Raw genomic sequence first — 22389 nt, 5'->3', positions numbered from 1 at the left:
ATTACTTACCGAAGTATTTGTTGTAGATTACGTCGTATTCGCCGTTTGCTTTCACTGTTTTCAGTGCTGTGTTCAGCTTGTTCACTAGCTCGTCGTTACCTTTATTTACTGCGATACCGAAACCGTTACCGAAGTATTTAGGGTTAGTGATGTGCTCACCCACGTAAGCTAGGTTGTCTTCTTTCTTGAACCATTCTGCTACGACTGCTGTGTCACCGAATACAGAATCAATACGGCCATTCTTCATATCGATGAATGCGTCTTGGTAGCTTGAGTAAGGAACCGCTGTTACGCCAGGCATTTGCTCAATCAGGTAGCTTTGGTGTGTTGAACCGTTTTGAACACCAACACGCTTACCTTCTAGTGCTTTTTGATCGGCCACTTTTTCTTTGATAGAAACAAACGCTGCTGAGTTGTCATAGTATGCATTCGTGAAATTCACTTGCTCCAAACGCGCCTCAGTAATGTCCATTGCAGAGATTGCCGCATCGTAGCGCTTGAATTTTAATGCTGGGATCAGGCTGTCAAAAGATTGGTTGTGGAAGGTGCATTTTGCTTCGATTTCTTTACATAGTGCATTCGCCAGATCCACATCAAAACCTTGGATTTGGTTGTTTTCATCCATGTATTCGAACGGTGCGTACGTCGCTTCCATCGCGAATTTGATCTCTTCTTGTGCTGCTGCGTTTGCTGCCATAGTTGCAGAAGAAAGGCCGATTAGTGAAGCTAGTAGAATCTTTTTCATTGCAATACTCCGTGTGTACTTAGTGGGCTGACACTCGCAATGACAGCCGAGCTTATCTGTTAAATAGACTGAACTTTAAAAACGTGATTTAGTGATTTAAGTAGTCAGCAAACTGGGCGGTTTGCGGGTTAGAAAACGAATCATTTGTGCCGTGCTCAACGATGTGTCCTTTTTCTAAATACAGTACGTGGCTAGCGATTTTCTTGGCGAAATCCACTTCGTGCGTCACAACTACTTGTGTAATTCCGGTTTCGCTTAAATCTTTAATAATCTTAACGACTTGGTTAGTAATTTCCGGATCAAGCGCAGCGGTCGGTTCATCAAAAAGCAAGACTTCCGGTTTCATCATCAATGCACGAGCAATCGCCACACGTTGTTGCTGACCACCAGAAAGTTGCATCGGCCATGCATCCGCTTTGTCTGCCAAATGCAGCGTCGCAAGAATTTGCATTGCCTGCTTCTTCGCTTCTTCTTTATCCATGCCAGCGACTTTTACCGGAGCCTCAATCAGGTTCTCCATCACTGTCATATGCGGCCATAGGTTGTACTGTTGGAACACCATGCCCACTTTACGACGAAGCGCTAAACCTTGCTTCTCTTTGATTTCAGTTGAAAAGTCGAATGCGTCATTAGCGATGTTTAACTGGCCGTTATCCGCTCCTTCAAGAAGGTTAAGAACACGTAGTAGAGAGCTCTTCCCTGCACCACTCGGACCGAGTAACACCAGTGTTTCGCCGCTTTCACACTTAAAGCTGACATCGTGAAGCACTTGTGTCTCACCGTAGGATTTATTGATTCCGCTTACCTGAATAGTCATGCTGACATACCGCATTAATTGTCACTTGGCATTTATATTACTCAAAAGGATTTTTTATGCAATAAAAATGTATAAAAATTAATTTCGTTAAATTTTTGTATGATAAGCAATCAATACAACAGAGAATATGACTGGTTTAATCAGTTGGTTTTAACTGAAATTGTTGATGAAAATCCAACAATATGATGGCAATCGAAACAAGGTTAAAATTCTGGTTACTTTTGTGCTTGTGTAGATGGAATTTTGAGTCTTTGAACGTACTACACCCGACGCAGACCTTCTCATTTTTGCCGGGCTTCCCCCCTCGATTTCCGGTAAAGCCTTCTATCGGCGGGTTCCTGATTAGGACTTTGTGAATGGACTATAATTTCTCTTTGTATTCTGGCCCTTAATTCGAGTCATCTAAGTATGAGTGAGATAACCCCATGTTGAAGTCGCATTGTTTTTCTCTCATTGCACTTGCTTCTCTGAGCTTACTTTCTATACCCAGCGTTTGGAGTAGAACATCAATCGTGTTACCTGGATTGCATGAACAGGGTATTGATCTTCAAGATAAGCCTATATCTGCTGCCGCTGCACTTGAATGGGAGTTGGATAATGCCGATATCGTGTTTGGAGCTTACAAAGATAAGAGTGATAACGAGCGTGTAAAAGCGCTTGGTTACATGTACAACCAAAAGCTGGAACTTAACTCAGGTTGGCTGGAAAACGATATACGTAACCAAGCAGAACTGAATGGAATTGACTACGAAGATTTCTTTCTCCACTTTTCTGAAGACACTATCCTAGCTGAAGTCGACTCAAGCCATGGTGAAAATACCTTACTCAATCGAAAACCGATGATCGTTGGCTATACCGCCAGCGCTGACCACGCCGGCTTTTGGCTATATCAACCACCGCCATGGGATGCTGATGTATTTGGCCAGGCGAATAATGGTGGAGCCCTCTATGTCTATCACTCAGAGAAGTTCGACCGCTTAGCCTTTACGTTCTCTCAGTTTGCTCAAGGCGGCAGCTTCACGATTGAATACCCTTCTGCTATCGACTCGTTTGGTCGGGTAACAGAATGGAAACGCTTCGCGATTAAAAAAGACAAAACTGAGAACATGACTAAAAACCAAACAGTAAACTGGTCTGTTCCTTCGGATTGGGTTCGCGCTACAACGCATGATGGTAGCGGAAAAACTTATGGTGGCGGTCAGTACTTTGGCTCCACCTTTTTACGCGACGGCGGCCGCCTTTACTTTGCGAAAATTACTTGGCATGACGGCAACATAGAAAACCGCCCACGTCTCGAAAACATTCAACTCAAAAATAGCTTCCCTGCCGTCAATATCTCAGGAGCACCAACGGAGACACCGGAAGGTCAAACCATTCAACGCCGGCGTAAAATTCGTGGCTTCGACAAATCTGCAGATCGAAACCAAGACAATTATCTTTCTTGGAATGAATACAAAAACCGTTCGAATAAGAATGCAACGGCCCGATTTCGTTGGGAGTCACGGGTTATTCCATTTGGTCGTATGTGGAATCAAACCTCTTCTTGGGCATTGACCAATCTCGGTAATCCCGTTTTTACCAATACAATGCGCCACTATTACCAAGCTGAATGGGCGAAACAAGGTTTAAATGGTGCGTACAACGACGATACGAATAAGTTACTCGGTGCAAATCAGTTCTACATATATTCCGGAGGCACAGTGGATGAACTTGGTTTGGTGGCGGGTAGCCAAGCTGCTGACGATGCTTACAAAGCGCAATTCTCGGCGTTCTTGAATAAACTGGCAACGCTGGATGAAGATGCGTTAATTGGCCTCAACATAGGTACGGCAAACTTATTCGGTCGTAATGGGCAAAACCACTTGGTTAACGCTGGCTCCTTGTACTTGCGCGAGCACTACCTTTTCCCTGCTACCGGCTTTAGTGGCTATGCTGGCTTGGCTAAATTTTGGGATAACTCTGCACTCGCCAAAGCGGGTCAGAAAGTGATTTATCAAGCGACCACGCGTTATGGTCGAGTTCAATACTTTGGCAACACTGAGGATAACTGGAAACAGGACCAATACTCTGCACTAGCGGTGTTCTACTTAAACTATCACCCTGAGCGCATTTACTTTAATCAGTGGAACAATGGCTACTTATATGGAAGTAATAACACAACAAGTGACAACTTCTGGAAGGCAGGCGTACCAAAGAATATTGCTTATCAACCTAGCTCCTTGCTTGCCGTTGATTTGGGAGAGCCTGCCAATCAAATACCAGAAGGATATCAGGCGACTCCGCTAATGATGTCCACCAGCACGCCCTATTCCGCCGATTACACGGTGATTGGAGATGCTTCTATGAGCAAAGTGGCTCACCCTGACTTGCCTAATGGCGCTATCGATTTGTTACCAACCCATACGTACTTTGCGTATCACTCAGACGATGCGGTAGTGATGCATGGCCCTACAGAGATGGTGTTAGCCCGCGAATTCACCAAAGGCCGAGTGCTGTATCGGACTGATTTCTTTGGCAAAAATATCGATTACTTCTCCTCACCGAAGATAACTATCGCACTTCCAGAGCCTATGCGACCTGTAGATCAAGACGGTAACATCGGCGACTATGTTTCTCATATTGAGATTGGCGGCTACGAAGGAGTGTTCTTGCTGTATTAACTCCCTTTCAACACGCCTCACCAAACGCTTCATAAATCGCCGTTTTTATGCTTAACGTCACTGAAAAAAACTTGTTCACTGAATCTTTATAAACCGATGTATATACTGAAGTAAATGACAACGACAAGGAAATTCAGTCACATGAAGACGACACCTTCAATGCTCTCTGTTCTGCTGCTATCAGCATTATCTACTCATGCAAATGCGGACGAATGCGGAAAAATAACCATCGCAGACATGAATTGGAATTCGGCCAGCTTAATGGCGCACATCGACCAATTTGTCTTAAATGAAGGCTACCAGTGCGATGCGGAATTGATCCCTGGTGATAGCGTTCCTACAGGCACCTCTATGATTGAAAAGGGACAGCCTGACGTTGCGCCAGAGTTATGGACAAACGGTATTAAAGAAGCACTTGATAAAGGGATTGCGGATAAACGCTTGCGCATCGCTAGTGAATCGCTTGTCAATGGTGGTGAAGAAGGGTTTTGGGTTCCCGCCTATCTGGTAAAACAGTATCCAGAACTCGCGACAATAGAAGGCGTCATCAAGCACGCCAAACTATTTGAACACCCAGAGGATGATGACAAGTTCGCGTTTTATAGCTGCCCTGCTGGTTGGACATGCCAAATCACCTCCGGTCACTTGTTTAATGCATTAGGGTTAAGTGAGCACGGCTTTGAGATGGTTGACCCAGGATCTGGCGCAGCATTAGCTGGCACCATCGCCAAAGCCTATGATCGCAAAATGCCTTGGTTTGGTTACTACTGGTCACCGACCCCCGTATTGGGCAAGTATGATATGGTCAAAGTGGATTTTGGTAGCGGAACAGATTTAGAAGAGTATCGCAACTGTACCACTCAGCCTGATTGCGCTTCACCAAAAGTAACAATGTACCCACCTTCTCCAGTTCGCACAGTAACAACTGAGGCGTTTGCGAGCAAAGAACCCCAAGCATTCGCGTACTTGCAGAAACGCGGATTTACCAACGAGCAAATGAGTGAAATGCTGGCCTGGATGGAAGATAACTACGCGGACGGTGAAGAAGCGATGTTTTACTTCTTTAATACCTACCCTGACTTGTGGAAAGGCTGGGTATCTGAAGACGTCGCGGTGAGAATCGAAAAAGCGCTTTGATGATTAATACTTAAAGTGCCACAAATCATTTAACCTCCCATACCGTTTGAATAAACGGCATGGGAGACTCGTCAACGACTCGTTAATACATGGTGTGACCATTCAATGTTTCTTTAGGAATCTCTTGCAGAGCGTCCCAATGTTCGACGATCTTCCCATTGTGATCAAAACGAAAGAAATCCATTGTCACGTATTCAATATCATTAGGCCATGTTTGGTGAGTGTGTAGTGCCACCAAGTTCCCTTCAGCAATGGCTCGCACAAACGTAATGTCTTTATTGGGATACTCATTTTGTATCCGCTCAAAATACTCGATAAAAGCCTCGGGGCCATTTCCAACTAATGGATTGTGCTGAATGTACTCATCGCCAACATAGTCTTCAACCGCTTTTCTTGGATTACCTCGATAGGCGGTTTCGTAAAACGCAATGGCATTTCTTTTATTCTCTTGCAGATCCATTTTTCTTACCTGTGTTGCTCCATCTTGCGGATAACGGTAATCATAGTCTTTGAACTTCAGAAGTGACCAAACTTCGCGCACAAAAAAGGCCGCTAAAGAGCAGCCTTCATCACTTCTACTTGGAATCATCGCCTTTCATCGCTTAAACCACACCGCCAGCACCGAGCATAGAACGCTCACTGTTCTCCACCAGCAACGCGGTTGCGGTTTGTTTCAGTGTTTCCCATTCTTGGTCTTCGACAAAGATACCATTTTGCCAAGAAGCTTGTTGCGTGCGGCTTAACTCATCACCTTCAATGTGGGTGGTATACCCTTGTGCACTTTTCTCGATATCGAAATCGTTCACGGAGAGCTCGATAACCATACTATGCAAATCCGTATCATGCCCATCAAACTGATCCGAGAAAAAGACTTCTGGCGCGATTCGTCCACGGTTTAACACATAAAGCGTTCGCTTGGGACTAGAGCCATTGACCCATTGTGCACGGCACGCAATGCCTTTTGCAGAGAGCTTCAACAACTCACTAAAACCTAGCCAACGGTTATGACACTGTTTCAACGTAATGGTAATCGACTTACGGTTGATCATTTTCTCGAGCGCGAAATCCAACACCGCGGGTAAATGACACGCTACACTCCCGTTGTGCAGTTCTACCTCTATGCTTGACGGCGTACTGTTGGTCACCGATACGGCGCAGTCTGAATCTAACCCAAGAAACAGACTGGCGTTATTAAAATGACGAACTCCATGTAAGCCAACCATTTGCAAGTCCGCCACCATGTTCGCAATGACATCCGCCTCACCACAGTGACGGCGCATGCCAAGAAATGCCTTATTAACCGCGGCCACCAATTCGTTGTGAGAGACGATCATAATGCAAATCCTCCGTTGATTTTTTGATTGTCACTTTGCACAATTTCGTCACGCGGCGGCATGCTAGGGAAAATCCATGTGTCTGCCAGTTTAGGATCGTGAATTTCATCTAACAGCGGCGCGCCCTGGAAGAAGGTTACTCGAACCCAACGATCCGAGCGCGGATCAAACTTAGTCGCGCCAAAGATCGCCAATTTACAGCGCAGTAAGTGCATTGGTAACGCATCTTTACGCAGCACATTCATTTGAATATCCCCCATCGCACGGTTGCCTAGCGTCCATACGCGACGTGTGATCGAACGATAAGCCGGTTTTTGCAATAGAAACTCTGCTACGGACATTTCTACATCACAGTCAAGCAAGGCCTGGTACAAGCGATTCACTTGTCTGCCGATATCAAGCGGCAGTTCTTTTTCTTCTCCAGCCTCTTCCCCGCGAACACCAAGCCTTGGCTCTTCTTTATCTTGTGAGCGATACCAGAACCAGTAGTTGTTCTCGGCTAGTGAGTAATCCGCATCAATCGCCCAGCGGTACTTGCTTTGCAACACTTCCAGTAAATCTTGGATCTTTTTCCCGCCCGGAATAGATAACGTTTCATCCGTATTCATTTGGCTAGCAAATTCATCCACTAAAGATGGGTAGAGTTCGATCAAGCAAGAGGTGAGGATTTCTTGGGCTTCCACACTCATTGTTTTCTTATGCTCGACCAAACTCGCCCAGTTCGGATGTAATGCCATTAACGTTGTTAGCTCCGATAGCAGTTGTTTGATGTCTGCTATCGCTTGATGATTGAGCCTGTCTTGATGTTCATTGATGGTGATGACTTGCTCTAAATGACGCTGTGCTTTTTGCAGCAATCCTTGCAAAGGAGCATGGAACGACGCTTCACATGGCATCGCAAAGACTCGCGCTACCGCACGTTCGCGAGAGGTCATCCATTGGTCAACGATGCACGGGTGATTAATCAAGTATGGAGCCATGCCTAAGCCAGTCGCATTGCCGACACCAAGGTAGCGCTGCAAGCCACGATGCAAAGCCACCGCGTTGTCGCCACCTTGCTGAAGTGCCAGATAGTGCACCCAATCTAGGCTGAATTCACGCAACATATATACGGCACACATTTGCGCACTAAAAGACTGGCTGAAATCTGAGTTGTTCTCTAACAGTTTGAAATCGGCGATACCAAACTTTCCGTTACCATAAACAGCTGTGGTACGCAGGATATAACCCACTTCAGCTAACTCTTTCGGCTCAGGCTGCTCGCCTTGAGAAAGCGCGCTAACAATGTGCTCAAACACGCGCACACTTTTGTTTGCGCGAGCAAGAACAAGTACGTTGTTTGGATTACGTCCCGCTTCTTGCAGCGGTACATTTTCTCGCAATCTTTCCAACAAAGTAACATCAACATCGCCTTGAACCAGTGCAAATGTGACGTCCCACTTTTCAGCAATTACGCGATCATTACGCTCGTCGTCGGCAATTTCATCACAGAATACCACCAAATGATAAACGTGCTCTGGCGTGGTCAATTTGTAAATCACATGACCATAACCACGAGGACAAAGCTGCCACTCATGCTTGGTTACTTGCCAGTTTTGGCTTGCCATATTACGAATCAGACTGCGAACAAAGCTGATTCGGTTTTGGTGCATTGCGCCAAGCCTTTCGGCTGCCATGACAATCGCTGCATCGCGCATAGTTGCTTCCGTATAAGTAGAACGATGTGCATCCATTTTGCTCACCACCTATTTGTTATTGTAAGAATACTAGGGTTTGTGCGGATGCAGGAGGAAAACACCCGCACAAGCTCCACGTTGTTTGAATTAGATAATTGTTATAGCCCTTGCTCTTTCGCCATTTTGATTGCGATTTGCGGCGCATTCCAAAGTGACGGTAACAGAATCAACGAAACCGGAACCGCGGTAATCACAATGAAAGATTGCAGTGCAGAGATGCCACCAGAGCCAAGAGAAATCAGGATTAGTGCCGTCACACCCATCATTACGCCCCAAAAGGTACGGATGATCGCATTCGGCTCCGTTTCACCACTGATCACGACACTGATTGTGTAGGTCATTGAGTCGCCCGTCGTGACGATGAAGATCGTGGTTAAAATCAGAAATAGAATTGAAGTCAGCATTGGCATTGGTAGTTGCTGAGTCACCGCAAGCAAAGCACCTGGCAGGTTAAAGCCTTCGAACGCCGCACTCACGCTACCCGGTTCAGCAATTTCAAACGCAAGACCTGAGCCGCCCACAATCGTGAACCAAAAACAGGTGGTTAACGGAGCCACAATACTGATGGTGGAAATGACTTGTCGGATAGTTCGACCACGGGAAATACGCGCAATAAAAATTGCCATCATCGGACCATAACCAAGGAACCAGCCCCAGAAAAATACTGTCCACCAGCTTAGCCAACCTTCATCACCACGGTAGGTCGCCATTGGGATAAAGTTATCCAGCATGCTCCCTACACCTTGAATGTATCCGTTAAAGATAAAATTCGTAGGGCCAAAAAACAGGATGTAAACCATCAATGCCATTGCCAGAATCACGTTGTAACGACTAAGCAGTTGCATGCCTCGGCTTAATCCACTGAGTGCTGACAAGGTGTAAAGCGCAATCGCAAACAAGATGATGATAAGCTGAGTGGTAAAGCCATCAGGAATATCAAACAGCGCATTTAACGCGTAGCTAACCTGCAAGCCTAGAAACCCAATGGGCCCGATGGTGCCCGCGGCTACCGCGATAATGCAGCACGCGTCAATCAATGCACCGAGTTGGCCTTTAAGTGCTCGTTCGCCCAAGACTGGGTAAAGCAAAATACGTGGTTTTAGTGGTAAACCTTTGTCGTAATGTAGGTGCATCACCACGATGGAAGTTAAGCTACCTACAATCGCCCAAGCTAGAAAGCCCCAGTGCATAAAGGATTGTGACAACGCATTCACCGCACCTTGCTGCGGGTTATCTTGCGCGCCGTACAAAGGGGGTGGGCTAACATAGTGTGCGATAGGCTCAGCCGCGGCCCAGAAAACACCACCACCAGCCAATAAGGTACAGAAAATAATCGCCATCCAGCGGAAAGAGTCCATTTCTGGTTTTGCAATCCCGCCCAACATCACCTTGCCTGTTCGCCCTGCAGCCAAGCCAAGACCAATAAGAAAAGTGAGAAGCAGCAGTAACTGCCAGTATGGACCAAATACCTGAACTGCCCAGCCAAAGCCAGCGTTAACGATCGTAGATAACAGCTCGCCGTCATAAAGTGCAATAGCAACGAACAACGCGATGAAACCACCGCTATACCAAAAGGCCGGGTTATTCAGTCCTAATTTGTCCGTCGTGTTTTCTGTTGTTGATGTGTTGTGTTTTGCTTTCGACTTGCCCGATGACACGCTCATCGTGGAAGCTTTCATGCTATTGGTTAAATCAGACATACTCTGGCTCCAGAGGTTCTTTGCAGCAGCCAAAGACTGGCTACAAATGTGAGTTTTACGCCTGCCGTATTGTTATTATGTGGGCAGGCGGTTCCTACTTTGGGGAATGCTATGAAAAAGGCTCTAATCCTTCTTTAAGGAAGTTGAACCAGTTTTCACCCAATATTTTTCCAGCCTCAGATTCACTGAATCCGTGACCCATTAATCCGTTGTAGATGTTCTCCATCCCTGCGCTGCCGCAGAACCATGGCAGCGCATCTGGCCATCCCGAGTTACTTGCTGAACCTTCGCCGTAATCCATCGCTTTTGACCAACGCCCGTTGCGCATCCATTCCAATACTTGTTGCGGTTGGTTTAAGCACAGATCACTACCGATGCCTAAATGGTCGACGCCAAACATGTCTGCGGTTTTCGCTACCATCTGGCAGAAATCATCCAGCGTGCACTGGCTGCCATTTGGCAAATGGAATGGATATAAACTGAATCCAATCAAACCACCGCGCTCCGTCAGTGCTTTGATCACGGTGTTGGATTTGTTGCGCAGTGCGTCATGCGCAAATGTCGGGTTAGCATGGCTGATACAAATTGGACGCGAAGAGAGCTCGATAGCTTCCAACGTCGAACGCTCCGCGCTGTGGGACATATCAATGATCATCCCGACTCGGTTCATCTCTTCAATCGCTTGCTTACCAAAGCGAGTTACGCCGGAATCGTTTTGTTCGTAACAACCTGTCGCCAGTAAGCTTTGGTTGTTGTAGGTCAGTTGCATGATCAGCAGACCTTGGCGGCGCATCACTTCAATCAGGCCAATTTCATCATCAATCGGTGAGCAATTTTGCGCGCCGAAGAAGATGCCGACTTTACCTTCTGCTTTGGCTTTTTCTACATCTGCCATTGAATAAATAGGCATGATGAGGTCCGCATTTTGCTCGAAGCGCAAGTTCCATTCAGCAAAACGCGTTAAGGTTTCGCGCGCAGTTTCGTGGTAGACGATGGTGGCATGAACGGCGGTAATGCCACTCGCCTTAAGCGTTTGGAAATACTCTCGATCCCAATTGCAGTACTGCAATCCGTCAATCACAATCCGTTGTTGGTACATAACCACTCCTTAAACAATTTCTTAGCCTTTCAGTGCGGGTAACTGACACCATCAGCTACCCTGCTGTTCTTAGTAAGGGCGCTGATAAGCGGTTTTCACTACGGTGTAGAACTCTTTGGCGTACTGCCCTTGCTCACGAGGGCCAAAGCTAGATTCTTTACGGCCACCAAATGGGACGTGATAATCTGTACCCGCAGTTGGCAAGTTAACCATGACGCAGCCCGTTTGGACTTGCTGTTTGAAGATCGCGCTATTGCGCAGACTTTGCGTGATAATGCCGCCTGTCAGGCCAAAGCGCGTATCGTTCGCGACTGCAATTGCCTCATCCAGATCAGAAACGCGAATCACGCTTGCCATTGGTGCAAAGACTTCTTCTTGGTTCACTTCCCAGCCATTCTGTGTATTTAAAAACAGAGTTGGTGACATGTAGTAACCGTCATGCTCTAGGCTCAGACGCTCACCACCGAAAGCCAGCTCCGCGCCTGCTTGGCGTGCGTTTTCAATCCACTCAAAGTTCGCATTCAGCTGGTTACCATCAACAACAGGACCCATGAATACGCCCTCTTCCAGTGCGTGACCCACTTTTAATTCGCTCATGCGTTGGATTAGCACTTCAACATACGCGTCGTGAATTCCGTCCATAACCACAAGACGAGAAGACGCGGTACATTTTTGACCTGCACCCGAGAATGAGCCTGCGATTGTGGCTTCAACGGCAATTTGAATGTCTGCATCATCCGCCACTACGAGCGCGTTTTTGCTGCCCATCTCTAGCTGACAACGCACAAAGTTTGGTGCCGTTGCTGCCGCTACTTTACGGCCTGTGTCCACAGAACCAGTGAAGCTCACGCCGTTCACATCTTTCGAATTGATAAGGGTATTACCAACTTGCGAACCGCTACCCAAAACGAGGTTAAACGTGCCAGCAGGTAAACCTTGGCGATGGACAATCTCAGTCAGTGCAACGGCACTCGCTGGAGTTAGGTTGGCAGGCTTCCAGACGACACTGTTGCCAAACGCAAGTGCTGGCGCGATTTTCCAAGCCGCTGTTGCTGTTGGGAAGTTCCAAGGAGAGATAATGGCGATAACGCCGACGGCTTCGCGAGTAACTTCAACGGAGACACCTGGACGGACGGAAGCAGCGCTATCGCCAATTTGACGCAGAACCTCAGCAGCAAAGTATTGGAAGAATTGGCCAGCACGGTAAATCTCACCTCGACCTTCAGCAAATGGCTTACCTTCTTCACGCGAAAGCAAGGTGCCCAATTCGTCACATCGTGCAATGAGCTCATCACCAATCGCTTGTAGCACTGCTTGCTTGCGCTCGATTGGTGTTTTTTCCCACTCTGGCTGCGCTGATTTAGCCGCTTGAATCGCTTGCTCTACTTGCGACACACTCGCTTGTGCGAAATCGCCAATGTTTTCGCTGATATCAGAAGGGTTAATATTGGCGATGGTGTCCATGCCCGATTGCCATTCACCTGCTATATAGAGGGATTTTTCTGCTTGAACATTGTTAATAAAAGTCATGGTTCTTTCCTTGTTCTTCCGATTTGTGATGGCAAGCCACTCACTCACTGATCTCTAATTATTCTCGTTGGATTTATTCTGGTTGGCTTGCCGACGCGTAGACAACAAACTCCACCAACATCTCTTCTCGCGCTAACCCTGCAACCACCATGGCGGCGCGATTTGGGTACGGCGCTTCAAAATATTCCGCGTACACTTGGTTAACGGTCTTTAAGTATTCCCTGTCAGTCACATAAATCAGGACCTGCAACACCGAGTCCAAAGACTCCCCTGCACACTCCAGGGTGTGAATGAGATTGTTAAAGGTTTGACGTGTTTGTGCTTCGATACCGCCTTCCACAACCGCGCCTGTGTCATCAATAGGAATTTGAGCCGTATACAGGGTTCCGTTGTTGACTATCGCCCATTCAAGCGGCGCTTTAGAAGCAAATAGACTGGTTTTAACTGGGTGTTTTTTAGTAGGAGTATTCACGTGCCTTTCAACCTTTGTAACAACTTTGTTTCAATATGGTTAAATGATGCACATTGACAGGCGATAAATCTAACGGTAAATTTTTGACATTTGATAAATTAAACTTATCACTCTGTTTAAAATAACGTAAATAAAGGGATTAAGAGGCATTAGGGATGAGTATTAAGCTTCAACAATTAATGCATTTTGTGATGGTAGTCGAGGAAGGAGGCTTTCGAGCCGCTTCACATCGTGCAAATCGTTCTCAGGCGGCACTGTCCACATCGATAAAAGAGCTTGAAAAAATTCTAGGGCAAACGCTGTTTGAACCCGGAAACAAAACCAAATTGACCCCGTTTGGTGAAATTTGTCTGCCCAAAGTGGTTCAGTTTCTCAATATCTACAGTGCACTAGACAACGATCTCAAAGCAGCCGCTGCCGGACAGCAAGGGAGAGTGCGAATTGCGAGCGTTCCTTCTGTTTCAGCGAAGCTCATTCCTAGCGTGTTGGGCGCCTTTTGCGAACAGTATCCAAATGTAGAAGTAAGCTTGATAGACGATAATGCCGCTGGCGTCGAGGCTCGCCTACTCTCCGGTGAGGTCGACTTAGCGCTCGGTAACCCCTCTCACCTCGATGAGGGCGGCATTGACTTTACGCCACTGTTAGCCGATCCAATAGGCGTGGTATGTTTAAAGGATAACCCTATTGCGAGTCATCCAGAAGGAATCGAGTGGCAAACTTTGTTGGAACAACCCTTTATCCGTAACGGCACTTGTACACTTCTCGATCCAACCCCAGCAAGAGCTCTGAGTCAGCAAGCGCTCTATTCGGTCGAAAATATTACTTCGCTGTTTTCTGTCTTAGAACTTGGGATTGGTGTCACGACCCTACCGAAGCTTGCTTTCCCAACCAATGAAACACGCTTGGTTTGGATTCCGCTTATCGAGCCACCACTTGAAAGGCAAATTGGTATATTTACGTTAACCGATCGCACGATCTCGCCTCAAGCTAAAGCATTTCACGATCTTTGTGTGCATTATTTAAACTATCAAAAAGAAGATAAATAATGGTTCGATTAACATGCGGATAATTAAAAGCCTCCATATTCAGAGTGGAGGCTAATTTGTATTTGTGTATTCGCTTCGTTCTATTTTTTGCGACGATTTCGGTTCTTATACACCACGCAAAAGTTACCACGCTTGGTACGACACTTTGAGCAACGTTCGCAATCTACTGGTGCGCGATTGCCTTCTTTCCAACGTTTGATCAACTGCGGCTCAGCCAATAAAGGGCGTGACACAGCAAAAAATTGGATATCTGTGTTTTCTGCAATTTTCTCAATCGCATCAATGTCGCTCAGCCCGCCGACAGTAATCACCGGTATGCTAACGTCCTGACTGATCACGTGACCATATTCGTGAAAGTAACCTTCTTTTTGTAGTGTGTAACCATCGAACGTTTGACCAACAAGTTCGTTTGCTTTGCCGTGAATATTGCCAGACACGACGATCGCATCAACGCCTACTTCTTCAAGTGTCTTACAGACGACGCGAGTTTCATCGAACGTTAAACCGCCGTCAAAGAACTCAGTTGCCGTCAGTTTAACGAGGATGGGAAATTCGCTTCCAACCAGCTTTCTGGTTTCAGAATAAATTTCTAAAAGAAAGCGCATGCGATTTTCTAAGTCACCGCCATATTCGTCTTCTCGACGATTATAGTACGGGCTTAAAAACTGGTTAATTAAATAAGTGTGCGCCGCATGAATCTCTACGCCGTCAAAACCAGCGTCTTGAGCACGTTTACTCGCCAATGCGAATGCCTTTACGATGTAGTCTATTTCGTCCTTTGTCATCGCTTTGCCTTGCGTATTTGTACCACGCTCAGGCACGTCACTCGGAGCGAAGATGACACGCTCACCGACGTTATGGGTGGTTTTGGTGCCACCGTAAGCAATTTGCATCACGATTTTAGAATCTTGTTGATGTACTAGCTCTGTTAGCTTTTTGTATTCTTCAATAAAAGAGTCGTTGTAGATCCCCATCATACCTGCGTTGGGTTTCTCTTCTTCAACGATATTGGCATAACCCGTGACAATAAGCCCAACCTCCCCTTTCGCAAGCGTTTCGTAAATATCGTAAAGCTTTGCCGTCATGTGACCATCTTCGGTCGCCATGTTCTCCCACGTTGCGCTTCTCACAAAACGGTTCTTTAGGGGCATGTTGCCAATGCGGGCTTCGGAAAACAAAATGCTCAAAACCAGTCCTCTTAAAGTTGTCTTTATGTTTTATCTTTTCGCAAGAAAACAAGAACGAAAAAGGAACAGCGATACACGATGTATGGCTGTTCCTTCTCTGAATCCTTGAGACCTGCAAACTACAGGCGCACCTTAATGCCTCGGAGACGACAAAACTTTAATCTGGGTTAAGGTTTGGTGAGTTTTTAGATTATGTAAAAGGATGATTCTTAATCGTGTTCATTTCACTGGAGCTAAGATGCTTCCTCACCCACTTTCAGTCGTAAAACTTTTGTATTTCGCTTCAACTCAAACATTCACATTGTTAGTTTGTATGCTGCTATGGGAACTAGCACTCCCCCCAAATGTTTACATTACAAACTATCGATATTGAATTCTCATATGGTAAGTAGAGTTATTGCGCTGTTTATACTTTTTAGCTTAAAAGTCGCTATTTCTTGGCATTATTACGCGTCAGCGGAAACGTGCTTCACTATGTTTTACACACTGGTTGTTTTTGCTTTTAGATATGAATACGTGATAGTGAAGCTAGAGGAGGAACAGGAAAAACAGTGAAAATAAAGGACAATAGAAAGTGAAATGACCTTACTTCTAGGTAAGGTCATTCATGCATTCAGCAGCAAAAGATATTAGCGCGTAGCAAACGCTTAGGTTTGGTTATTACAGAGCTAGAGGAATCAACTCGACGCCAAGCACACCACTGATCCCCATCACCACTAGCAGTGAGACTTTAAACACCGACTTTGACCAAGCGATGTAGTTGTTGTCATCAATGCTGCGAAAGGTCACTTTCGTCCACATAAAGCAAACAACCGCTGCAACTGCTAAGTATTCATACCCGGCTTCACCTAGTAAAAATAACCCCAATGATGCTGCTCCAAAAGCCACGACATACGCTTTCATGTGTCGATGCGCTTTATGAATGCCCTCTTTAACTGGCAATACGGGAATCCCGGCTTCTCGGTAGTCTTGCATGCGGAACATGGCAATGGCATACGAGTGCGGCATTTGCCAGAGACAGAACATGGTAAAGAGTAAAATCGCTTCCAAGCTAATGAAGTTTGTTACCGCTAAGTAACCCACCAATGGCGGAACTGCGCCTGAGATACTTCCCACTAAGGTCCCATACACCGAGTTACGTTTGTACCACATCGTGTAAAAGAACACGTAATACACGTAGCCAAGCAACACGACGACAGCGGATAGTGGGTTCACTCGGATAAATAACAGTGCGGTTCCTACCAGCAATAATGCAAGTGCATAAACAAACGCAATATCGATATTGATGTTGCCTTTCACTGTTTCACGATTTCGTGTACGTGCCATCTTTTGGTCGATATCACGATCGAAAATATTATTCACCACACAACCTGAAGCGATGACTAACCCAACACCAACTAACGTCGTAACGAACAACATTAGACTGGCTGGTTCTGTTTTTGCGGCGAGGAAGAACCCCGCCGCAACAGAAATCAGGTTGCCGAAAATAATGCCCGGTTTAGTGATAGACAAATAACTTTTCAGCATACCTTGACCTACAACTTCATGTTGACGTTCATGTTGTAGATGATCCATACCGAGCCAGCGATAAGGATAAGTACAACAATGGCGGTAAACATCAGTGATACAAGGTTCCAACGTCCGTCGGATGTTTTTGTTTCCATGTGCAAGAAGTATTTAAAGTGAACAAATATCTGCACTAATGCACATCCAAATAGAATCGCATAGGTCGTTGTATCTGGTAATGATTTCGTCCAAACAAAGTAGAACGGAATTACCGTCAGAATCAGTGAGGCAATAAAGCCTTTCACGTAATCTGACGAACTGGTTTCTACATGTTGATCCATTACATTACCCCCAGTAAGTAAACGATGGTAAAGACACAAATCCAAACGATATCTAGAAAGTGCCAGAATAGGCTTAAGCAGTTAAAGCGCATTGCCATATTGTCGTTCAGACCTTTCGTCGACAGTTGATGATACGCTACCGCTAACCAAATCAGACCAAAGGTTACGTGCAGGCCGTGCGTACCAACCAACGTAAAGAATGCCGATAGGAATGCACTTGTTTGTGGCCCATAGCCTTCTTCAATCAGGTGATGGAACTCATAGACCTCCATACAGATAAAGCCAAGACCAAGCGCGAACGTGACTAACATCCAACGTTTGAGACCAGCAACGTTGTTGCGCTTCATCGCGATAATGCCAAAACCAAATGTGATACTGCTAAACAGAAGCAGCATGGTTTCGACAAACACGAATGGGAGTTCAAAAATGTCTTTACCTGTTGGGCCCGCAATTGAATTGCTCGACAGCACAGCGTATGTCGCGAACAAGGTCGCAAACAGTACACAGTCACTCATCAGGTAAACCCAGAAGCCAAATAGCTTGTTGCCATTCGTGCCATGGTGGTGATCATGGTCGTGATGTGCTGCGATATTAGTTTGCATACGTCACCTCCAGATCATCTTTACTTTCGCTGTCTTTCACTGAGTTTTTCTTCGCTTCTTCAAGCTGAGCTCGACGTTCGGCCTCAATTGCTTTGATCTCTTCAACTTCCACGTAGTAATCCACATCATCGTTATAGCTATGCTGAATACACGTCACGATAATACCGACCAAACTTGCCGCCGCTAGCCACCAGATGTACCAAATCATGCCGAAGCCAAATAGGAGCGACCAAGCCGACACGTAGATGCCTGTTGCCGTGTTTTTTGGCATATGAATACGTTCGTATTCCACTTCTTTAGTTGGATCGAACTCGCCACTTTGTTTCTGGTACCAGAAGGCATCCAGCACATCACCTTTTGGTAGGTGCGCAAAGTTGTAGAACGGCGGTGGAGACGATGTTGCCCACTCAAGAGTACGTCCACCCCACGGGTCACCAGTTAAATCACGATTTTGCTCGCGGTCACGGATACTCACGTAAATTTGGATGAACTGAGACAATACGCCCAGCGCAATCACAACCGTACCTGCTGCGGCAATCGACAACAGTGGGAAGTATTCTGGGTTGATGTCTTGGCTTAAACGACGAGTCATCCCCATAAAGCCCAGCGCATAAAGCGGTAGGAACGCCATTAAGAAACCAATAATCCAAAGATAGAACGCACGTTTGCCCCAAGTTTCATTCATGGTGAAACCGGTCGCTTTCGGGAACCAGTAAGTGATCGCAGCGAAACATCCAAACACCACACCACCGATGATAACGTTGTGGAAGTGAGCGATAAGGAATACTGAGTTATGCAGAACGAAATCTGCACCCGGAACAGCCATTAGTACGCCCGTCATACCACCAACAGTAAAGGTGATCAGGAAACCCACCGTCCACATCATTGGCGTCGTAAAGCGGATGCGGCCTTTGTACATGGTGAATAGCCAGTTGAAGATCTTCACCCCTGTTGGGATAGAAATGATCATCGTGGCAATACCGAAGAAGGCATTTACGTTCGCGCCAGACCCCATCGTAAAGAAGTGGTGTAGCCAAACAACAAAGGCAAGAATCGTGATAACTACGGTAGCCCAAACTAGCGATGTGTAACCGAACAACTTTTTACGTGAGAAGGTTGCGGTGACTTCTGAGAACACACCAAAAATTGGCAAGATCAAAATGTACACTTCTGGGTGACCCCAAGCCCAAATCAGGTTGACGTACATCATTACGTTGCCGCCAAGATCATTGGTAAAGAAGTGCATGCCTAGGTATCTATCCAGCGTTAGCAGAGCGATAGTCACCGTTAGGATTGGGAATGAAATGATGATCAAAATGTTTGCACACAGAGACGCCCAAGTGAAAACTGGCATCTTCATCATTGGCATAGACGGAGTACGCATACGCAAAATGGTCGCGAAGAAGTTCACGCCTGTTAACGTCGTACCAACACCTGATATCTGCAGCGCCCAAATCCAATAGTCGACCCCGACTCCTGGGCTTGCCTCAATACCTGAAAGCGGCGGATACGCTAGCCAACCTGTACGACCAAATTCACCTAAGCCGAGAGACATGTTTGTTAGGATGACACCAACAACAAACAGCCAGAAGCTCAAGTTATTCAGATACGGGAAAGCTACGTCACGCGCACCAATCTGCAATGGCACGATGATGTTCATCAAACCAATGACCAATGGCATCGCTACAAAAAAGATCATGATCACGCCGTGGGCAGTAAAAATTTGATCGTAGTGATGCGGTGGCAAGTAACCTGCTTCACCCGCAGAAGAAAGGAGTTGCTGACTACGCATCATGACTGCGTCAGCAAAACCACGAACAAGCATCACCATCGCTACTGCGATGTACATGAAGCCAAGTTTTTTATGGTCTACTGAAGTAAACCATTCATTCCACAAATATTGCCACTTTCCGGCTTTGGTCACCGCGTAAACTACGGCTAAACCAACCAGCGCCACAACCGCTAGGGTGATGACGATAATAGGTTCGTGGAATGGAACTGAATCAAGAGTTAATCTTCCAAACATTACGATTATCCTTGGTTTTCAGGCAAACAGTTCATTGAACCAGGATGCTGAGTCACAACGTCGGTGAACAAGAACGGAGGAACGCTAGAGAACAAAGTGACTGGCTCTGCGATACTTGGCGCTGCCAGTGAGCTGTATTGCTCCCAATCTTCAATACGATCAGGGCTCGCCTTCACTTTCTGCACCCAATTTAGGAACGCAGCACGATCAGACATTGCTGAAGCTGTGAACTTCATTTGCGAAAAGCCTTCGCCGCTGTAGTTCGATGCAAAACCCTTATAGTCACCTTCGTGGTTCGCTATGAGGTTGAGCTTGGTTACCATTCCTGGCATCGCGTAGATCTGTGTACCTAAGCGAGGGATGAAAAACGCGTTCATGATGTTGTCCGAAGTCAGTTTGAACTGCACTGGCACGTCTTTCGGGAACGCCACATAGTTCACCGTCGCAATGTTTTCCTCTGGATAGATGAACAACCATTTCCAATCGAGTGACACCACTTCGATGGTCATTGGTTTAACATCACTTTCCAAAGGTTTGGATGGCTCTAGTTCATGAGTCGAACGCCATGTGATCGTCGCAAGAATCGCAATGATGATGATTGGAATTGTCCATACCACCACTTCGATTTTGGTCGAGTGTGACCACTCGGGTGCGTACTCTTCTTCAGTATTAGAGGCGCGGTATCGGTAAGCGAAGTAAATCGTCATTAAAATCACAGGGATTACAACGATCAACATCAGCAAAAGAGCAGTAATAATTAACTCTTTTTCTTGCACACCAATGGCACCTTTGGGGTCAAGTAAAGCTGAATTACATCCTGAGAGCATAAGTATGACGGACGCCAAACTTCCCCTCGACAAGATGCGTTTATATCTTGAGGCTTCCATTAACTTTCTCGATGGTTGTCTGGTTTCAAAGCAGATGCCAATCAAAGTAAATAAGAGCTCACAAATTGCGCAGAGGTAATGTATGAGAACAAGAAGAAACTTCGATAAGCAGTTATTCTACTTACAATTTTTCAACTTCGTCATCAAGCATTTAACCAGCTAGAATGAACCGTTATTTACTACGATACGATTGGTACCAAGCCAAGAACCAGTTGTTATAGTCATTAGAATGTTTATGTGTTGAGCATGAGTAACGTCGGGCTCAGAGCGAAACAAAACGGAATTGAGTGGAGATCAAAACCACACTCTTAGTGTGAGTTTATTGTTACACTTTGAAACACTATGTTACATTTGGCGCATTATGAGGAGTAAAAAGTTAAAGCTCATTAGCCACAACTGGAAACTAACCTTCCATTAATGGAAGTTACACACTTTAAATCGAATATTAACCTCAACACGAATTTCTCGTGCTTCAACAATTAATTATTTAAAAACAAACAGTTGAAACTTAAAATTAATGAGACTGACTATCAACTTCATTTATGCAGATAGCCTTAATGAGAAGCGGAAACTAAAAAACAAAAAGTGTGACCAGCATCAAATTAATGATTTCACTTAATATTTGAGTGGTATTTACATCTCTTTATTGGATTGTGAGAAATCATTCTCAAGGTAAATCCAAACATAAGTTGTAAATACATTTGGGTTGCGCAGAATTAGCACTCCACAACATAGAAAATGTTGAAATGGAAAGAGACTTATTATTCAGGTCTATCAGAGCCTTATTTCAGTGATCACTTACATACGAATGCCGCCATCCACTTCTAAAACCCTGCCAGTAAAGTAATCACTCTCAATAATGTATTTTACTGCATGCGCGATTTCGCTTGTTTCGCCCATCCTGCCAACTGGGATCATCTTTTCTAATCGCTCTATGGCTTCGGGTTTCATTTGCTCTGCCATCGCGGTATGAACTACACCTGGTGCAACCGCCGCCGCGCGAATACCGTATCTTGCGAGCTCACGAGCCCATGTTGTCGCCATGGTCGCGACCGCCGCTTTTGACGCAGAATAATTGGTTTGTCCGATATTCCCTGCTCTCGCAACACTAGAAATATTGATGATAACGCCTTGGGAGCCACTCTCAATCATCTTGACGGCAGCTTCACGCCCACACAAAAATGTTCCTGTCACGTTAACGTTCATGACCAAATTGAATTGATCCAAAGACATCTTACTGATCACGCCATCTTTTGCTTTTACAAGTAACCCATCTCTTAATACGCCAGCATTATTGACTAACCCATTGAGTTGACCAAAATCTTGGATAATCGCTTCAAACGTGGTTTCAACATCGATTTCGTTGGTGACATCCACTTGATATGTCAACGCTTTCGCACTCAGCATTCGACACTGCTCTTGTGTTTCCATTAAGCCACTGGCGTTTACATCCAACAACGCTAAATCAGCGCCAGCTTGAGCAAGGGTAATGGCCATCATTTGCCCAAGCCCCTGCCCTGCTCCTGTAATGGCAATAACACTACTTTTTATGTCCATATTGGTG

General features: G+C 45.8%; 19 protein-coding genes. 3 read left to right on the top strand and 16 right to left on the bottom strand.

Annotated features, from left to right (window positions below; translation table 11 throughout):
• Nucleotide 1: 1 nt before the first annotated feature.
• Nucleotides 2–745: an arginine ABC transporter substrate-binding protein gene (locus R7P35_RS03055; protein ID WP_047100941.1), complete on the bottom strand. Its 744-nt coding sequence runs from the start codon at nt 743–745 to the stop codon at nt 2–4.
• Nucleotides 746–833: 88 nt separating this feature from the next.
• On the bottom strand, nt 834–1562 hold the full coding sequence (gene artP, locus R7P35_RS03050) for an arginine ABC transporter ATP-binding protein ArtP (protein ID WP_017634245.1): 729 nt from the start codon (nt 1560–1562) through the stop codon (nt 834–836).
• A gap of 425 nt (nt 1563–1987) precedes the next feature.
• Here artP and R7P35_RS03045 point away from each other — a divergent pair, with 425 nt between their 5' ends.
• Both R7P35_RS03045 and R7P35_RS03040 read left to right on the top strand, forming a co-directional pair.
• Nucleotides 1988–4222, top strand: coding sequence for a hypothetical protein (locus tag R7P35_RS03045; RefSeq protein WP_044129517.1), 2235 nt, complete (start codon nt 1988–1990; stop codon nt 4220–4222).
• A gap of 141 nt (nt 4223–4363) precedes the next feature.
• Nucleotides 4364–5359 carry an ABC transporter substrate-binding protein gene (locus R7P35_RS03040; protein ID WP_005375798.1) on the top strand — a complete coding sequence of 332 codons (996 nt, stop codon included), beginning with the start codon at nt 4364–4366 and terminating at the stop codon, nt 5357–5359.
• Nucleotides 5360–5441: 82 nt separating this feature from the next.
• Here the strand turns inward: R7P35_RS03040 and R7P35_RS03035 are convergent, their stop codons facing one another.
• The 7 genes from R7P35_RS03035 to R7P35_RS03005 all read right to left on the bottom strand — a co-directional run bounded on the left by R7P35_RS03035 (nt 5442) and on the right by R7P35_RS03005 (nt 13230).
• Nucleotides 5442–5819 (bottom strand): nuclear transport factor 2 family protein, encoded by a 378-nt coding sequence (locus R7P35_RS03035; protein WP_025767673.1) that lies wholly within the window; start codon nt 5817–5819, stop codon nt 5442–5444.
• A gap of 142 nt (nt 5820–5961) precedes the next feature.
• On the bottom strand, nt 5962–6693 hold the full coding sequence (locus R7P35_RS03030; protein ID WP_025767672.1) for a DUF3726 domain-containing protein: 732 nt from the start codon (nt 6691–6693) through the stop codon (nt 5962–5964).
• On the bottom strand, nt 6690–8426 hold the full coding sequence (locus tag R7P35_RS03025; protein WP_213904517.1) for a hypothetical protein: 1737 nt from the start codon (nt 8424–8426) through the stop codon (nt 6690–6692). The genes R7P35_RS03030 and R7P35_RS03025 overlap by 4 nt, the downstream gene beginning before the upstream one ends.
• A 101-nt stretch (nt 8427–8527) precedes the next feature.
• Nucleotides 8528–10129 carry a BCCT family transporter gene (locus R7P35_RS03020; protein WP_005388593.1) on the bottom strand — a complete coding sequence of 534 codons (1602 nt, stop codon included), beginning with the start codon at nt 10127–10129 and terminating at the stop codon, nt 8528–8530.
• Nucleotides 10130–10238: 109 nt separating this feature from the next.
• On the bottom strand, nt 10239–11228 hold the full coding sequence (locus tag R7P35_RS03015) for a membrane dipeptidase (protein WP_213876118.1): 990 nt from the start codon (nt 11226–11228) through the stop codon (nt 10239–10241).
• Between the two features lie 69 nt (nt 11229–11297).
• Nucleotides 11298–12758 (bottom strand): aldehyde dehydrogenase family protein, encoded by a 1461-nt coding sequence (locus R7P35_RS03010; protein WP_213889789.1) that lies wholly within the window; start codon nt 12756–12758, stop codon nt 11298–11300.
• Between the two features lie 73 nt (nt 12759–12831).
• Nucleotides 12832–13230 carry a RidA family protein gene (locus R7P35_RS03005; RefSeq protein ID WP_005375789.1) on the bottom strand — a complete coding sequence of 133 codons (399 nt, stop codon included), beginning with the start codon at nt 13228–13230 and terminating at the stop codon, nt 12832–12834.
• 155 nt (nt 13231–13385) lie between these two features.
• Here R7P35_RS03005 and R7P35_RS03000 point away from each other — a divergent pair, with 155 nt between their 5' ends.
• Complete coding sequence (locus R7P35_RS03000) at nt 13386–14276, top strand: LysR family transcriptional regulator (RefSeq protein ID WP_318091667.1); 891 nt, start codon at nt 13386–13388, stop codon at nt 14274–14276.
• 80 nt (nt 14277–14356) lie between these two features.
• On the opposite strand, the gene R7P35_RS02995 is transcribed toward R7P35_RS03000, so the two are convergent.
• The 7 genes from R7P35_RS02995 to R7P35_RS02965 form a co-directional block, all read right to left on the bottom strand.
• Nucleotides 14357–15463: an NADH:flavin oxidoreductase gene (locus R7P35_RS02995; RefSeq protein ID WP_213889787.1), complete on the bottom strand. Its 1107-nt coding sequence runs from the start codon at nt 15461–15463 to the stop codon at nt 14357–14359.
• Between the two features lie 660 nt (nt 15464–16123).
• Nucleotides 16124–17038, bottom strand: a complete 915-nt coding sequence (gene cyoE, locus R7P35_RS02990) for a heme o synthase (RefSeq protein WP_033906955.1) — start codon at nt 17036–17038, stop codon at nt 16124–16126.
• On the bottom strand, nt 16999–17310 hold the full coding sequence (cyoD, locus tag R7P35_RS02985; RefSeq protein ID WP_005375783.1) for a cytochrome o ubiquinol oxidase subunit IV: 312 nt from the start codon (nt 17308–17310) through the stop codon (nt 16999–17001). The genes cyoE and cyoD overlap by 40 nt, the downstream gene beginning before the upstream one ends.
• Nucleotides 17310–17912: a cytochrome o ubiquinol oxidase subunit III gene (cyoC, locus tag R7P35_RS02980; RefSeq protein WP_213889785.1), complete on the bottom strand. Its 603-nt coding sequence runs from the start codon at nt 17910–17912 to the stop codon at nt 17310–17312. The genes cyoD and cyoC overlap by 1 nt, the downstream gene beginning before the upstream one ends.
• The gene (cyoB, locus tag R7P35_RS02975) at nt 17902–19938 is read right to left on the bottom strand and encodes a cytochrome o ubiquinol oxidase subunit I (protein ID WP_005375781.1); all 2037 of its coding nucleotides are present in this window, start codon (nt 19936–19938) and stop codon (nt 17902–17904) included. Before cyoB ends, cyoC begins: the two co-directional genes overlap by 11 nt.
• A gap of 5 nt (nt 19939–19943) precedes the next feature.
• Nucleotides 19944–20825, bottom strand: a complete 882-nt coding sequence (gene cyoA / locus R7P35_RS02970; RefSeq protein WP_005388604.1) for a ubiquinol oxidase subunit II — start codon at nt 20823–20825, stop codon at nt 19944–19946.
• A gap of 798 nt (nt 20826–21623) precedes the next feature.
• Nucleotides 21624–22382, bottom strand: a complete 759-nt coding sequence (locus R7P35_RS02965) for an SDR family oxidoreductase (protein ID WP_005375778.1) — start codon at nt 22380–22382, stop codon at nt 21624–21626.
• Between the last annotated feature and the right edge of the window lie 7 nt (nt 22383–22389).

This window comes from Vibrio sp. Vb0304 (assembly GCF_033338995.1).
In the GTDB taxonomy this organism is placed as follows: domain Bacteria; phylum Pseudomonadota; class Gammaproteobacteria; order Enterobacterales; family Vibrionaceae; genus Vibrio; species Vibrio alginolyticus.
Note: the sequence above shows the minus strand (reverse complement) of the source record. Positions and strands in the feature narration are given on the sequence as shown.

Coding starts and splice junctions, on each gene's coding strand:
- cyoA (WP_005388604.1), bottom strand. CDS start 20,825: ATGGAAGCCTCAAGATATAAACGCATCTTGTCGAGGGGAAGTTTGGCG.
- R7P35_RS03010 (WP_213889789.1), bottom strand. CDS start 12,758: ATGACTTTTATTAACAATGTTCAAGCAGAAAAATCCCTCTATATAGCA.
- cyoB (WP_005375781.1), bottom strand. CDS start 19,938: ATGTTTGGAAGATTAACTCTTGATTCAGTTCCATTCCACGAACCTATT.
- R7P35_RS03035 (WP_025767673.1), bottom strand. CDS start 5,819: ATGGATCTGCAAGAGAATAAAAGAAATGCCATTGCGTTTTACGAAACC.
- cyoC (WP_213889785.1), bottom strand. CDS start 17,912: ATGCAAACTAATATCGCAGCACATCACGACCATGATCACCACCATGGC.
- artP (WP_017634245.1), bottom strand. CDS start 1,562: ATGACTATTCAGGTAAGCGGAATCAATAAATCCTACGGTGAGACACAA.
- cyoD (WP_005375783.1), bottom strand. CDS start 17,310: ATGGATCAACATGTAGAAACCAGTTCGTCAGATTACGTGAAAGGCTTT.
- R7P35_RS03000 (WP_318091667.1), top strand. CDS start 13,386: ATGAGTATTAAGCTTCAACAATTAATGCATTTTGTGATGGTAGTCGAG.
- R7P35_RS02965 (WP_005375778.1), bottom strand. CDS start 22,382: ATGGACATAAAAAGTAGTGTTATTGCCATTACAGGAGCAGGGCAGGGG.
- R7P35_RS03015 (WP_213876118.1), bottom strand. CDS start 11,228: ATGTACCAACAACGGATTGTGATTGACGGATTGCAGTACTGCAATTGG.
- R7P35_RS03040 (WP_005375798.1), top strand. CDS start 4,364: ATGAAGACGACACCTTCAATGCTCTCTGTTCTGCTGCTATCAGCATTA.
- R7P35_RS03055 (WP_047100941.1), bottom strand. CDS start 745: ATGAAAAAGATTCTACTAGCTTCACTAATCGGCCTTTCTTCTGCAACT.
- R7P35_RS03045 (WP_044129517.1), top strand. CDS start 1,988: ATGTTGAAGTCGCATTGTTTTTCTCTCATTGCACTTGCTTCTCTGAGC.
- R7P35_RS03020 (WP_005388593.1), bottom strand. CDS start 10,129: ATGTCTGATTTAACCAATAGCATGAAAGCTTCCACGATGAGCGTGTCA.
- R7P35_RS03030 (WP_025767672.1), bottom strand. CDS start 6,693: ATGATCGTCTCTCACAACGAATTGGTGGCCGCGGTTAATAAGGCATTT.
- R7P35_RS03025 (WP_213904517.1), bottom strand. CDS start 8,426: ATGGATGCACATCGTTCTACTTATACGGAAGCAACTATGCGCGATGCA.
- cyoE (WP_033906955.1), bottom strand. CDS start 17,038: ATGGATCATCTACAACATGAACGTCAACATGAAGTTGTAGGTCAAGGT.